Below are 13,085 nucleotides of genomic sequence, written 5' to 3' on the forward strand. Positions count from 1 at the left end.
TTGCGATAAATAACAGACCTGCAGTATGTTTTTGGGGTCGGGTTTGTCGGGGGGTGAGCGGCCCGACCCTCTAGTTTGGAACTGCCCAATGTGTGAATGCGAGAGAGTCTTCGAAAGCGAGTTCGGATCTGCCCCTCCGGTCGAATCGGCGATGGTCATGTGCGCCGAGTGCGCAGGTCGGTACAGACCCGCTGACGACAGCAGCGCCCTGATGGCAACCCCGGTCCCGGCCCGGCCGGATTGGGAGCGCCGCTACGGCCGCGCTGCCGTCGCCCTTGATTGTCTGAGCCTTCTGGTCGCCGATGCCGTGGTCACCCTGATCTACAACAACGACGTGGTGCGCGCGTCGCCGTCCAACATCGCTGTTGCGCTGGCTGTTCCGCTGACAGCGCCGATCGCGTTGGCGCTGGCACACGCGTGGGACCCGCGGGTGCTCGGTTCCGGGGCGGAGGAATTCAGGCGGGTGGGCTACGCCTATGTCATGTTGATCGCCGCGCTGGCGCTGCTCGGATATGCGGCAGGGACGGCCGCGGGACAGTCGTGGGTGTTCGGGGCTCTGCCCCTCGCCGCAGCCATCACGCTGCTCGGGCGGTATGCGCTGCGGAAGTGGCTGCACAGCGGCAGGCGATCCGGCGCATTCTTGCGCTCGGTGCTGGTGGCCGGGGACATCGACTCGGTTCAGGAACTCATCAAGAGGACCCGTCGAGACGCATACGCGGGCTGGGAGATCCAGGCCGTGTGCCTCGCCGACGTCGATCACGCCGAGTGCTTCCCGGTTGCCATCGATGACGTGCCCGTCGTGGGAACCGACCGCGACATCGTCGGACTCGTGGCCCTGCACGGGTATGAGGCCGTGGCAATACTCCCGTCGACCGGTTGGTCGCCGATGCGTACCCAGAGGCTCGCCTGGGACCTGGAGGGGACCGGAGCGGATCTGCTCATCGCGCCGGCCCTGATGGACATCGTTGGGCCGCGCCTGCACATTCGGCCGGTTGCCGGGATGCCGCTGTTGCAGCTGAGCGCGCCGAACTTCACCCGCCCAGCATGGTTCGTCAAGACGGTGATGGACCGGGTGCTCGCGCTGGGGCTACTGATCGTCATCGCACCGATGATGGTGGCCATCGGATGCGCGATCCGCCTGACGAGTCCGGGGCCCGCGCTGTTCAAACAGACCCGCGTCGGCAGGCGCGGCAGCCAGTTCGAGATGTTCAAATTCCGCAGTATGGTGCGCGACGCCGAAGACAGGCTCGCGGACCTGGCCTCGGCCAACGAGGGTGCTGGTGTGCTGTTCAAGATCCGTGAAGATCCGAGGGTGACCCGGGTGGGTCACTTCATCAGGCGATACTCGCTCGACGAATTGCCCCAGCTGCTCAATGTCGTTGTCGGACAGATGTCTTTGGTTGGACCTCGTCCGCCGCTCGCGTCCGAGGTCGAGCAGTACGACGACGGCGGTGTGCGGCGGCGACTCTTCGTAAAACCCGGTCTCACGGGCTTGTGGCAGGTGAGCGGCCGCAGCAACCTCTCCTGGGAGGAGTCGGTGCGGATGGACCTGCGCTACGTCGAAAACTGGTCGATGGCGCTGGACGTGATGATCCTGTGGAAGACCGCGGCCGCTGTGGTGCGTCCGGAAGGCGCCTTCTGACTACTTCGCGTCACTGCCCGCTTCGTCCTCTGGGAAGGTCTCGAACAGCGTCGAACCCCAGTACCCGCCGTCCCCGACACCTGGCGGCACCGCGAACACCGCGGACCCGACATGCTTGATGTACTCGTTGAGGGCGTCGTTGCGTGAGAGCGACAACTGCATCGGCACGAACTGCTTCTGGGGATCGCGGCAGTAGGCGATGAAGAACAGTCCGGCATCGAGATGTCCGAAGCCGTCTGACCCATCGGTGAAGTTGTAGCCGCGGCGCAGGATCTTGATGCCGCCGAGCTCCTCGTCGGAGGCGAGCCGAACGTGCGCGTCGGTGTCGATGACGGGCTGCCCGCCCGCGCCCTTCGCATCGAGGTTCAGCGGATCGAACTCGTTCTTCTCTCCGAGCGGTGCGCCGGTGCCCTTGCTGCGCCCGATCACCCGCTCCTGTTCGTGGAGCGCGGTGCGGTCCCACGATTCGATCAGCATCCGGATGCGCCGGGCCACCAGGTACGAGCCGCCCGCCATCCACTCCTGGTCGTCGGCCCCGGCCACCCAGACCTGTTCGTCCACGGCGCCCTGGTCCTCGGCCTTGATGTTGCGCGTTCCGTCCTTGAACCCGAACAGGTTCCGCGGCGTCGACTGGGTCGTCGAGGTCGAGGAGGTCCGGCCGAACCCGAGCTGCGACCACTTCACCGCGACGGTGCCGAAGCCGACCCTGGCGAGGTTGCGGATGGCGTGCACGGCCACCTGCGGGTCGTCCGCGCAGGCCTGGATGCAGATGTCCCCGCCGCTGCGGGCCGGTTCGAGGGAGTCGCCGGTGAACTTGGGCAACTCGGCCAGCGCCGTCGGCCGCTTGCCCGCCAGGCCGAACCGCTCGAACAGCGATGGTCCGAACCCGATGGTCAGCGTCAGCCGGCTCGCGTGCAGGTCGAGTGCCTCGCCGGTGTCGGTCGGCGGGGAGTAGTCGCCCGCGCCGATCGCGCCGTCGGGCACGGCCTCCTCGCCCGCCGTCATCCGCTCCGCCATCTCGGTCCACCTCTTCAGCAGGGCGACCAGCTCGTCCCGGGAGTCGGTGGTGACGTCGAACGCGACGAAGTGCATGCGGTCCTGCGCCGGGGTGACGATCCCGGCCTGGTGGGCGCCGCGGAAGGCGACCACCTGGGTGTCCACCGATGCGGGCTCCGGGGCGGTCAGGCGACCGACCGCTGCGCCAGCGCCCACCGCGAGCGCCCCGGCGCCAACGGCGCCGAAGAGCCGCCGCCGCGAGAGCCCGGGACGGCGGGCGCCGTCACTGTCCGGCGACGACACCCTGCACCTGGCTCACCTCGGCGGACAGCGCGTCGATCTTCTGCGAGAGTGCCTGCCGCTGCGGCTCGGTCACCGTGCTGTACAGCACGAATCCGTCGCCGCTGCGGTAGAGGGCCAGCTCCGCGTCGAGCTCGGCGAAGCGCTGATCGATCCGGGTGCCCAGCGCGGGGTCCTTCTCGTCGACGATCGGGCGGAGCGTCGCGATCGCGGCCTGGGAGCCGTCGACATTGGCCTGGAAGTCCCACAGGTCGGTGCCGCTGAAGATGTCCTCCTCGCCGGTGATCTTGGTGCGGGAGACCTCGTCGAGCAGCGTCTGGGCGCCGCCGGCGACCTGGATCGGGTCGACGGTGAAGTCGGGGGAGTTGATGCCGTCGGACAGTTCCTGGAGGTCGGCGAGGAGCTGGTCGGCGATGGCGTTCGTGTCCGGCTGCAGGCCCTGCGCCCACAGGTCCTTCTCGAGCCGGTGGAAGCCGGTCCACTTCTGGCCGGGCTCGAGGTCGACCTCGCGCAGGTCCAGTCGCGGGTCGAGGTCGTCGGGGAACGCCTCGGCAATCGGCTCGATGCGCTCGTAGTAGGTGCGGGTCGTCGGGAACTTCGCCTTGGCGGCCTCGATGTCGCCGGACTTGACCGCGGTGACGAACGCCGCCGCCGTCTCCTGGAGGGCGGTGACCTGGCTCGTGACGTAGCGCTTGTACTCGGCCGCGGCGTCGGCCAGCTGGCCGCTCTCGTCGGCGGCCTTGGAGGAGTCGCCGGTCACCGTGAACTCGGAGCGGATGCCGTCGCCGACCATGCCCGGCTTGCAGGCGGTGTGGTACGTGCCGGCCTCGGAGAAGTTCACGATCAGGGGGCGGGTCAGGCCCGGACCGACGTTCTCGACCTCGCCCATGACGCGGTCGCCCTCGCCGTAGACGTAGAACTCGGTGACCTTCGAACCGTTGTTGGTGATCTCGAAGGTGTTGTTGCCGGTCTCCCCGGTGTCGCGCGCGACCTCGCAGCTGGTGTCCGTCGCGGTGACCGCGATCGCGCCCTCGGCGCTCTCGGACTTGGAGGTGCAGGCGGCCAGCGCCACCGGCGCGAGGGCCAGCAGTGCAATGGTGGGAACGGTGCGACGCACGGTGGAGCCTTTCAGGATGCGGTGATGTGTGAAGATTCGGGGAGCGGAGCCTGCGAGGGCTTGGCTGGTACCGGGCGCAGGAACAGGGTGAGCACGACGACCAGATACACCGCCCAGGCGACCACCTGGAGGACTGTCGGGTCCGGCCGGAAGTTGAAGATGCCCTGCAGGACGGTGCCATACCAGGTCGAGGTGTCGAAGTGTGCCGACACATCGAACGCCAGGTTCGATCCGCCCGGGAGCCAGCCGGCGATCTGCAGGGCGCGGACGCCGTACGCCAGGATCCCGGCCGCGACGACGACCAGGAACACGCCGGTGTAGCGGAAGAAGGCGGTGAAGTTGATCCGGACCGCGCCGAAGTAGAGAGCGACGGTCAGGGCCGCGGCGATGGCGATCCCCAGGAGCAGTCCGACGAGCGGCCAGATGCTGCCCGCGGTGTTCTCCGCGTAGCCGACCAGCAGCAGCGCGGTCTCCACCCCCTCGCGGCCGACGGCAAAGAAGGCCATCGACGCGACCGCGAACGGTCCGACGGCGAGCGCCTTGGACAGCCCCGCGCGCAGGTGCCCGGAGATCGAGGCGGCTGCCTTGCGCATCCACAGGATCATCGCGGTCACGATGACCACGGCGACCAGGGACGCGAGTCCACTGATGAGCTCGGCCGCCATGCCGGTCACGGTCGAGGTACCGAAATGGATGGCGACGAAAATGATCGCGACCATGGCGACGGCCGCGGCGACGCCGAGCCACACCCATTTGAGGGCGTCGCGCCGGTCGGACTTGACCAGAAACGCGACCAGGATCATCACGACGATGCCGGTCTCGAGCCCCTCGCGGAGCCCGATGAGCCCACTGCCGAACAGCTGCGTCGCAACGCTCGGCGCGCTCGCGCCCGCGGCGAGTATGAGCACGGGGGCTCCTCATCTGTGCACGTCCGCAGCCCGGACATAGGCAAGGCGAACCTTCTCTTGAACCGAACTAAGGTAGCACTTACCAGATGTGCGCCCCGGTCGAGGCGGCGGCCCGTCCGAATTGCCCGGATTGCCGCCCGTCCGTGATTCACGTGGATCATGGACGCGGTGACCACACGACGTCGACGACTGCTCGGGTGCGTTGTCGGGACCGTGCTCGGCGCCGCGATCCTCGCCGGATGTGCGGGTGAGCCGAAGATCGCCATCCCGCAGGGCATTCCGCCGGGCCCCGGTGCGCCCGTGCCCCCGATCGACATCGACGCGCCCGGTCGGACCGCCGATCAGTTGCGGGACTGGGCCGCCGACCAGACCGATGCCCTCGGCATCTCGGTCACCGCGCTCGAGGCCTACGGCTACGCGGCCGCGGTGATGGCGCAGAGCCGGCCCGAGTGTGGCATCGGCTGGACGACGCTGGCGGGTATCGCGAGCGTCGAGAGCAGGCACGGCACCTATCGCGGTTCATCCGTCGCGCCGACCGGCGACGTCAGCCCGCAGATCCGGGGGATACCGCTGGACGGGGGACCGGGCGTCGCCGAGATCCCGGACACCGACGGCGGCGCGATGGACGGCGACCCCGTGCACGACCGCGCGATGGGCCCGCTGCAGTTCATCCCGGAGACATGGAAGCGGTGGGGCGTCGACGCCAACGGCGACGGGGTGGCGAATCCGGACAACATCGACGACGCGGCGCTGACGGCGGCGCGGTATCTCTGCGCCAGGGGCGGCGACCTGACCTCCGAGGAGGGCTGGCGCCGGTCGCTGATGGCATACAACCTGTCCGGCGAGTACCTGGCCGACGTTCGCGACCGCGCGGCCGCGTATTCGGTGGGGACCCGGCCGTGACCGCGCGGCGCGACGACACGGCCGGTTGCTGCCGTTAGGCTCAGACCTGGCACTATGTAGCGAAATCGTCTACTGGAAACGCCGCCAAAAGGAGAACCATCCGTGGCCATCATTGAGCAGGTCGGAGCTCGCGAGATCCTCGATTCCCGGGGAAACCCCACGGTGGAGGTCGAGGTGCTGCTCGACGACGGCAGCTTCGCGCGCGCCGCGGTGCCCTCGGGTGCCTCCACCGGCGAGCACGAGGCCGTGGAGCTGCGTGACGGTGGCGACCGCTACGGCGGCAAGGGTGTCGAGAAGGCCGTCGAGGCCGTGCTCGGCGAGATCGCCCCGGCCATCATCGGCATCGACGCCACCGAGCAGCGCGTGGTCGACCAGGCGCTGCTGGACCTCGACGGCACCCCGGACAAGTCCCGACTCGGAGCCAACGCCCTGCTCGGCGCGTCGCTGGCCGTCGCCCGCGCGGGCGCCGAGTCCTCCGGCCTGGAGCTCTTCCGCTACGTCGGCGGCCCGAACGCGCACGTCCTGCCCGTCCCGATGATGAACATCCTCAACGGTGGCGCGCACGCTGACACCGGCGTCGACGTCCAGGAGTTCATGGTCGCGCCGATCGGCGCCGCCACCTTCAAGGAGTCGCTGCGCTGGGGCACCGAGGTGTACCACTCGCTCAAGTCGGTCCTCAAGGCCAAGGGCCTGTCCACCGGCCTCGGTGACGAGGGCGGCTTCGCCCCCGACGTCGCGGGCACCAAGGAAGCACTCGACCTGATCATCGAGGCCATCGCCAAGACGGGCCTGAACCTGGGCACCGACGTCGCGCTGGCGCTCGACGTCGCGGCGACCGAGTTCTACACCAAGGGCACCGGCTACAAGTTCGAGGGCAAGATCCGCACCGCCGCCGAGATGTCGGCCTTCTACGCCGAGCTGATCGCCGCGTACCCGCTGGTCTCCATCGAGGACCCGCTGGACGAGGACGACTGGGAGGGCTGGGTCGCGCTCACCGAGCAGATCGGTGACAAGGTCCAGCTCGTCGGCGACGACCTGTTCGTCACCAACCCGGATCGCCTCGAAGAGGGCATCGTCAAGGGCGCCGCGAACGCGCTGCTGGTCAAGGTCAACCAGATCGGCACGCTGACCGAGACCCTGGACGCCGTCGACCTGGCGCACCGCAACGGCTACAAGACGATGATGAGCCACCGCTCGGGCGAGACCGAGGACACCACCATCGCCGACCTCGCCGTCGCCGTCGGCAGCGGCCAGATCAAGACCGGCGCCCCCGCCCGCAGCGAGCGCGTCGCGAAGTACAACCAGCTCCTCCGCATCGAGGAGGCCCTCGGCGACGCGGCCCGCTACGCAGGCGAGCTCGCGTTCCCGCGCTTCTCCTTCGACGGCTCGGCGAGCTGAGAACGGAAGCGGTACTGAGCCTATGAGCCAACGCGGTAGGTCACGTCCGGGCGGCAGCCCGGCCGGTCGGGACTCCCGTCGCACCCGCGACGAGTCGGCTGCGCGGCGTCCGTCGCGCGGCCGTACGACCGGACCTACCGCGTCGGCTCCAGGCTCCGGCCCCGCTGCGGGCGGGAAGCCCGCACCGGAGTTCGAGCCCGAGTCGTCCAGCGAGAAGCCCATCCGCGCACGGGGTTCGCGCGCCGGCTCCTCGGGCGAGGACAAGCCCGAACGCACCATCCTCGGGCTCTCCACCGGCAAGGCGGTGATGCTGGCGGTGGTGGTCTGCGCCCTCGCGCTCACCCTGGCCGTCCCGCTGCGCAACTACCTCACCCAGCGCAGCGAGGCGGATCGGGTTGCCGCGCAGCAGAAGGAACTCGAGGAAGACCTCAAGCAGCTGACCCGGCAGAAGCAGCAGAACGACGACCCCGCGTACATCTCCGCCGAGGCCAGGGAGCGGCTGCAGTACGTCAAGCCGGGCGAGACGCCGTTCCAGGTGCAGCTCCCCGGCGAGGTGGCGACCAGGCCCGAGCAGCTCAGCGAGCGCAAGCGGACAGGGGATCCCTGGTACACCGACCTGTGGCGTCCCATCGTGGAGCCGCAGCCGGAGCCCAGCGCGACGCCAGCGCCGCCCGTCCCGGGACCGCCACCGCCCGCACCGGATTCGACCGGCGCGGGTTCGATGACCATTCCTCATGATCAAGGAGGGCCCGTCGGGTGACCGATTCGGCTGACAGCACTTCCCGCCCCGCGGTATCCCAGGACGACCTGGCCGCCGTGGCCGCGCAGCTCGGCCGCGATCCGCGCGGCGTGCTCGCCATCGCCTACCGGGCACCGGACGGCACGCCAGGTGTCGTCAAGACCGCGCCCCGGCTGCCGGACGGCACGCCGTTCCCCACGCTGTACTACCTGACCGATCCGCGTCTCACCGCCGAGGCGAGCCGGCAGGAGTCGGCCGGGGTGATGCGCGAGATGACCGAGCGCCTCGAGCGCGATCCGGAGCTGGCGCAGGCCTACCTCCGTGCGCACGAGTCCTACCTCGCCGAGCGGAACGAGATCGATTCGCTCGGAACCGATTTCACCGGCGGCGGCATGCCCGACCGGGTCAAGTGCCTGCACGTGCTGATGGCGCATTCGCTGGCGAAGGGACCGGGGCTCAACCCGCTCGGCGACGAGTCGGTCGCGCTGGCCGCGCAGGGCAAGCTGCGCGGCACCGCCATCCCGGCGGACTGGCCGGTCTACCAGGGACCCGGCGAGACCGGGAACGACGAATGACCAGGGTCGCTGCTGTCGACTGTGGCACCAACTCGATCCGCCTGCTGATCGCGGACGCCGACGCGGAGGGACACCTGCACGACGTCCGCCGCGAGATGCGGGTCGTGCGCCTCGGGCAGGGTGTCGACGCCACCGGCGCGTTCGCGCCCGAGGCCATCGAACGCACCCGGGTCGCGCTGCAGGAGTACGCGGACATGATCCGCGAGACCGGCGCCACCGCGGTCCGGATGGTCGCGACGTCGGCGACAAGGGACGCCTCCAACCGCGAGGACTTCTTCGCGATGACCAGGGAGGTCCTCGGTGCCGTGATCGAGGGGGCGGAGGCGGAGGTGATCTCCGGGGACGAGGAGGCACGGCTGTCCTTCGCGGGCGCCGTCGGCGAACTCGACCCTGCCGCAGGACCTTTCGTTGTCGTCGATCTCGGCGGCGGATCCACCGAGGTGGTCCTCGGTGACGGCGGCGGGGTGCACGCGGCGCACTCGACCGACATCGGCTGCGTGCGGATCACCGAGCGCTGCCTGCACGACGACCCGCCGACGGCCGAGCAGATCGCGCAGGCGCGCGAGTTCGCGTTGGCGAAGCTGACCGAGGCCTTCGATGTGGTGCCGGTGGAGCAGGCACACACCTGGGTCGGCGTGGCGGGCACGATGACGACCATCGCCGCGGTCTCACTGGAACTGCCGCACTACGACGCCGAGAAGGTGCACCTGTCGCGGATGACGCTGCCGCGACTGCACGAGGTGAACGATTCGCTCGTGCACATGACCCACGACCAGCGCGCCGCCCTCGGGCCGATGCACCCGGGTCGGGTCGACGTGATCGGTGGGGGAGCGATCGTCTCCGACGTCCTGGCCGAGGAGCTCGCGCGCCGGGCGGGGATCACCGAACTGGTGGTCAGCGAGCACGACATCCTCGACGGGATCGCGCTCTCGATCCTGTAGCTCCGATCCGGCAAATCGTCGCCGCGGGCAAGCTAGCATCCACGTGTCCAGTTCGACCGTTTCCGCGGTCGGACCGGTAGCGGCTGTCGCGATGTCGGCGCCGCGGCCCCCATAGCCCAATTGGCAGAGGCAGCGGACTTAAAATCCGCCGAGTGTCGGTTCGAGTCCGACTGGGGGCACTGGTCTGGGTGTTTCCCGGCAGGATCCGGGCGCCCACCGCCTCGCGCCGCTACCCGATCACAACGAGATTGCCTCGCCCTATCATGGGCAGATGAGCAGTAACCCTGCTGCGAAACGAGTTGCTCGCCTCCTGGTTGAGCGGGAGGAGCTCCTGCTCAGAGTCCGCGAACTCGAGGCTCTCCTGGACCGATCGAGGCGACAGCTTGACGAGGTGAACGCAGAGATCTCCTCGCTGCGCCGAGTCGAGAGCGAACTGCTCCGGCGTCACCCTGAGCTCAAGCAGGAATGACTGAGAAACGGCATCGCCGATGCCTATCCCGGCCGTAGACAGAAGGCTGACGTTGTCCTGGGCGGACTGATCGAGCTTGCCCGTGCGGCGCTACGCCGACCGGCGGATGTCGTCCTTCTCGCCCGTCGGGCGGGGCGCTTCGATGGGGATGCCGATGAACATTCGGCGCATCACGGCTCGCGTCAACGCGCCAACGGCGCGGGTCTGGAGGTCCAAGACTGCGTCAGTCGTCGCCAATGCCAGCACCACGGGTGTGCCGATCCACACCGGAATCTTCATGCGCCTTCTCCTCGGGACTGCGTGCGCCCGTCAGCGATGGGAGTTCTGGCGGGATGAACAGGCGGCCCCGCCGACGCAGGGGGCTTTGTCGACGGGGCCTACGCCACTCATCGAGGGATGGTGGCGCGAACTCACCGTAGACGGAGCAAGTCGTTACTCGCGCGTACAAAACTGGACGGTTCTCCAGATTGGCAGATGGGCCTCCCATCCGGGTTTCACCCATGCCGGATGAGGTGTCGGTGGCACATCCGAGAAAATCTGAACTCCTCGATCACTCGAATAGAGGAGAGAAACGGCATGGATGGTTCCGGATCCGTTGAACTGACTGCAGCGTTGGCCGGGATCGGTGTCCCGGACCGCGTGGAGACACCGCTCGGCGCATTCGAGTTCTTCGACGGCGTACCGCTACCCGAGTCGACCCGCAAGCTGTACGACGGACTGGACTTCGTCCGAGGCATCGACGCCTTCCTCAATGCCGTGCCAGGAGCGTCTCTGGTGGCGATGAGGCGCGGATTCCGCAGTATCGGGATCGACGGGCTCAACGTCCTCGGCGTCACCGACCCCCGGGCCAACTCGGGGAGCTACTTCCTGACCCCGAACACCTCGACCGCGTACGGGACGATGTTCATCGACCTGCACGACGGGCCGGTGGTCATCGAGCCGCCGACGAACTCCCTGTGCGTCGTCGACGACTTCTGGTTCCGATACGTGACGGACATGGGCATCGCCGGACCGGACAAGGGGCAGGGCGGAAAGTACCTGTTCCTCCCGCCCGGCTACACCGGCGACGAGCCTGAAGGCTACTTCGTCTGTCGCACACCTACTTTCACCAACTGGGTGGTCTTCCGCGCACTCGACGGGATCGAGGCGGTCAAGCAGTCCCGTGTCTACCGGCTCTCCGAGTCGGCCAATCCGCCCGAGATGACGTTCGTCAACATTGCGGACGAAGTGTTCAACACCGTCCACTCGAACGACATCTCCTTCTTCGGCGAGGTCGACGAACTGATCCAGGAGGAGCCGCCCGGCTCGCTCGACCCCGAGCGGGCGGGGCAGCTCGCCGGGATCGGCATCAAGCACGGACGACCGTTTGAACCGGACGACCGGCTGAAGAAAATCCTCGACTCGGCGGCGAAGACCGCCGCGGGCATCAGCCGGGCGCTCGCGTACTTCCCGCGCGGCACGGAGAACTTCACCTTCGAAGGCGCGTCCTGGAAGGACGGGTTCGTCGGCGGCAGTTACGAATTCCTGCACGAGCATGCGCGCCTGCTCGACGCCCGCACCCTGTTTCACTACGTCGCCACCGTCATCACGCCGGCGATGGCCCACGCGCAGGTCGGCGCCGGTTCCGCATACACCTACACCGCCGAGGACTCGCAGGGGCGCCTGCTCGACGGCGCCAAGACCTACCGCCTCGTGTTGCCACCGAACCCGCCGGCAAAGAACTTCTGGTCGGTCGACGTTTATGACACCCAGACGCGGTCGCTCCTCCAGACGGACAACCCCCACCCGAGCGTGATGAGCCTCAGCGGCACCGTGCAGGAGGAGAACGACGGGTCGATCGTGCTGTGGTTCGGGCCGACCGCGCCTGCGGGCAAGGAAGCGAACTGGATCCGAACCGTCCCCGGCAAGAGCTGGTGGCCGATCCTTCGACTCTACGGCCCCCTACAGCCGTGGTTCGACAAGGCCTGGCAGCCCGGCGAGATCGAAGAAGCAAGCTGAGGATCGCCCGTCAGGAGCTCGGTGGCGTCTCGCCTCGGTAGGCCTGGTGGCGGTGTAGGAACTTGGCGCGGTGCCCGCGGAGGAGCTGCACCTCGTCCACGTCCTCGCCCTGCTCCCGCTGCTCGGCCTGACGTTTCTCGAGCTCCAGGGCGATCCTGGCCGGGTTCGTTTGTTCGCGCAGATCGCGGGCCCGCATGGCGGCGGACTCGTCATGCAGTAGATACGCGGCGGCACGGTCGCAATAGATGAGCATTCGCTCGTACCCCAGTCTCACCGCCGCGCCTTCGTCGAGCCTTGTTGCGCCGATGTCCTCGACCAGCTGAAACGGAAGGCGCGCGAACCGGTAGTTGAATCGGGCCACCGCCATGGGTATCCCGAGCACGGTTCGATCGTATCGGCGTCGCATCGGGCTGGCTGTGGACAACCGCTGTGGAAATCAGCGCATGGCGGGGAGGCCGTACCTCTTGAGGGCGGCGGCCACCAAGCCGGTAGCGAGGGCGGCCGCTGCCGCGGCTCGAATTGCGGCCGACCTGATGCGGGGTGCTGCGTGCGATGCCATTGGCGACGGTTCTCCCTCGTTGGCGTGCCTCGGTTGAGGCGGCGGAGCCAAAGGTATGCCACGTCACACGTGTTGGCCACCAATGGAACGCTTGGTTTCCACCGAGGTGAAACACGTTCTCGCGCTACGTGAGTTGGCACAAAGAAGGCCCGTCGCCCGGAGGGTGTCGGCTCAGGACTCGTCGATGCCGGCGAAGGCGGCAGTGGACTGGCGCAGCAGATCGGTGACCCGTTTGTCCGAGTACCCGGTGGGAGTGATCACGACGCCCCTGCGCGGGCACCACACCACGCCTTTGTCGATACGGGTCGCCGACGCGGCTAGGCCGACCTCCCACTTCCCGAGCACGACCGCATCGGGGTCCACCGATACTTCCCAGTCGAGGATCCAGGACTCGAGGGCTGCCCACTGATAGGCGGGGTCAGCGATTCTTGCGCGCACCGCGGCCATTGTGGCGACGCGAGCAGAAGCTGGCAAGCGTCGCACTTCAGAGCGAGATTCGGCCGACCTCCACCGGGTTCGACGCGTCCGGTTGAGAGGTCC

The 13,085-nt window shown here is 68.3% G+C and carries 13 protein-coding genes and 1 tRNA gene; 8 read left to right on the plus strand and 6 right to left on the minus strand.

Features of this window, described 5'->3' with window-relative positions; all coding sequences use genetic code 11:
- Positions 1-211: 211 nt before the first annotated feature.
- Positions 212-1,642, plus strand: coding sequence for a sugar transferase (locus tag ABIC28_RS11490; RefSeq protein ID WP_097212412.1), 1,431 nt, complete (start codon positions 212-214; stop codon positions 1,640-1,642).
- On the opposite strand, the gene efeB is transcribed toward ABIC28_RS11490, so the two are convergent.
- The 3 genes from efeB to efeU are packed head-to-tail and all read right to left on the minus strand — an operon-like array spanning position 1,643 to position 4,963.
- Positions 1,643-2,941 carry an iron uptake transporter deferrochelatase/peroxidase subunit gene (gene efeB, locus ABIC28_RS11495; protein ID WP_097212325.1) on the minus strand — a complete coding sequence of 433 codons (1,299 nt, stop codon included), beginning with the start codon at positions 2,939-2,941 and terminating at the stop codon, positions 1,643-1,645.
- A complete protein-coding gene (efeO, locus tag ABIC28_RS11500) occupies positions 2,922-4,070 on the minus strand; it encodes an iron uptake system protein EfeO (protein WP_373560263.1) in 1,149 nt (382 codons plus the stop codon). The genes efeB and efeO overlap by 20 nt, the downstream gene beginning before the upstream one ends.
- Positions 4,067-4,963 (minus strand): iron uptake transporter permease EfeU, encoded by an 897-nt coding sequence (gene efeU, locus ABIC28_RS11505; RefSeq protein ID WP_257017516.1) that lies wholly within the window; start codon positions 4,961-4,963, stop codon positions 4,067-4,069. The genes efeO and efeU overlap by 4 nt, the downstream gene beginning before the upstream one ends.
- A gap of 213 nt (positions 4,964-5,176) precedes the next feature.
- Between efeU and ABIC28_RS11510 the strand changes: the two genes are divergently transcribed.
- The 6 genes from ABIC28_RS11510 to ABIC28_RS11535 all read left to right on the plus strand — a co-directional run bounded on the left by ABIC28_RS11510 (position 5,177) and on the right by ABIC28_RS11535 (position 9,698).
- The gene (locus ABIC28_RS11510; protein ID WP_374102917.1) at positions 5,177-5,866 is read left to right on the plus strand and encodes a lytic transglycosylase domain-containing protein; all 690 of its coding nucleotides are present in this window, start codon (positions 5,177-5,179) and stop codon (positions 5,864-5,866) included.
- A 102-nt stretch (positions 5,867-5,968) separates the two neighbouring features.
- Positions 5,969-7,264 (plus strand): phosphopyruvate hydratase, encoded by a 1,296-nt coding sequence (eno, locus tag ABIC28_RS11515; RefSeq protein WP_077042577.1) that lies wholly within the window; start codon positions 5,969-5,971, stop codon positions 7,262-7,264.
- Positions 7,265-7,286: 22 nt separating this feature from the next.
- On the plus strand, positions 7,287-8,024 hold the full coding sequence (locus tag ABIC28_RS11520; RefSeq protein WP_097212328.1) for a septum formation initiator family protein: 738 nt from the start codon (positions 7,287-7,289) through the stop codon (positions 8,022-8,024).
- The gene (locus tag ABIC28_RS11525; RefSeq protein WP_097212329.1) at positions 8,021-8,578 is read left to right on the plus strand and encodes a DUF501 domain-containing protein; all 558 of its coding nucleotides are present in this window, start codon (positions 8,021-8,023) and stop codon (positions 8,576-8,578) included. The genes ABIC28_RS11520 and ABIC28_RS11525 overlap by 4 nt, the downstream gene beginning before the upstream one ends.
- Entirely contained in the window at positions 8,575-9,519 is a 945-nt protein-coding gene (locus ABIC28_RS11530) for a Ppx/GppA phosphatase family protein (protein ID WP_097212330.1), read from the plus strand. Before ABIC28_RS11525 ends, ABIC28_RS11530 begins: the two co-directional genes overlap by 4 nt.
- A gap of 105 nt (positions 9,520-9,624) precedes the next feature.
- Positions 9,625-9,698 (plus strand) — tRNA-Leu (locus tag ABIC28_RS11535).
- Positions 9,699-10,078: 380 nt separating this feature from the next.
- On the opposite strand, the gene ABIC28_RS11540 is transcribed toward ABIC28_RS11535, so the two are convergent.
- Positions 10,079-10,267, minus strand: a complete 189-nt coding sequence (locus ABIC28_RS11540) for a hypothetical protein (RefSeq protein ID WP_209927271.1) — start codon at positions 10,265-10,267, stop codon at positions 10,079-10,081.
- Positions 10,268-10,564: 297 nt separating this feature from the next.
- Between ABIC28_RS11540 and ABIC28_RS11545 the strand changes: the two genes are divergently transcribed.
- A complete protein-coding gene (locus ABIC28_RS11545; protein WP_179800587.1) occupies positions 10,565-11,986 on the plus strand; it encodes a DUF1254 domain-containing protein in 1,422 nt (473 codons plus the stop codon).
- Between the two features lie 10 nt (positions 11,987-11,996).
- On the opposite strand, the gene ABIC28_RS11550 is transcribed toward ABIC28_RS11545, so the two are convergent.
- Together ABIC28_RS11550 and ABIC28_RS11555 are read right to left on the minus strand one after the other, a co-directional pair.
- Positions 11,997-12,368, minus strand: coding sequence for a hypothetical protein (locus ABIC28_RS11550; RefSeq protein WP_097212332.1), 372 nt, complete (start codon positions 12,366-12,368; stop codon positions 11,997-11,999).
- Positions 12,369-12,716: 348 nt separating this feature from the next.
- Complete coding sequence (locus ABIC28_RS11555; RefSeq protein ID WP_143548471.1) at positions 12,717-12,983, minus strand: hypothetical protein; 267 nt, start codon at positions 12,981-12,983, stop codon at positions 12,717-12,719.
- Positions 12,984-13,085: the final 102 nt, after the last annotated feature.

Origin of the sequence: Rhodococcus sp. PvR044 (assembly GCF_040548995.1) — a bacterium.
GTDB classification, from domain to species: domain Bacteria; phylum Actinomycetota; class Actinomycetes; order Mycobacteriales; family Mycobacteriaceae; genus Rhodococcus_G; species Rhodococcus_G oryzae.

Coding starts and splice junctions, on each gene's coding strand:
- ABIC28_RS11530 (WP_097212330.1), top strand. CDS start 8,575: ATGACCAGGGTCGCTGCTGTCGACTGTGGCACCAACTCGATCCGCCTG.
- ABIC28_RS11490 (WP_097212412.1), top strand. CDS start 212: ATGGCAACCCCGGTCCCGGCCCGGCCGGATTGGGAGCGCCGCTACGGC.
- ABIC28_RS11545 (WP_179800587.1), top strand. CDS start 10,565: ATGGATGGTTCCGGATCCGTTGAACTGACTGCAGCGTTGGCCGGGATC.
- ABIC28_RS11540 (WP_209927271.1), bottom strand. CDS start 10,267: ATGAAGATTCCGGTGTGGATCGGCACACCCGTGGTGCTGGCATTGGCG.
- ABIC28_RS11520 (WP_097212328.1), top strand. CDS start 7,287: ATGAGCCAACGCGGTAGGTCACGTCCGGGCGGCAGCCCGGCCGGTCGG.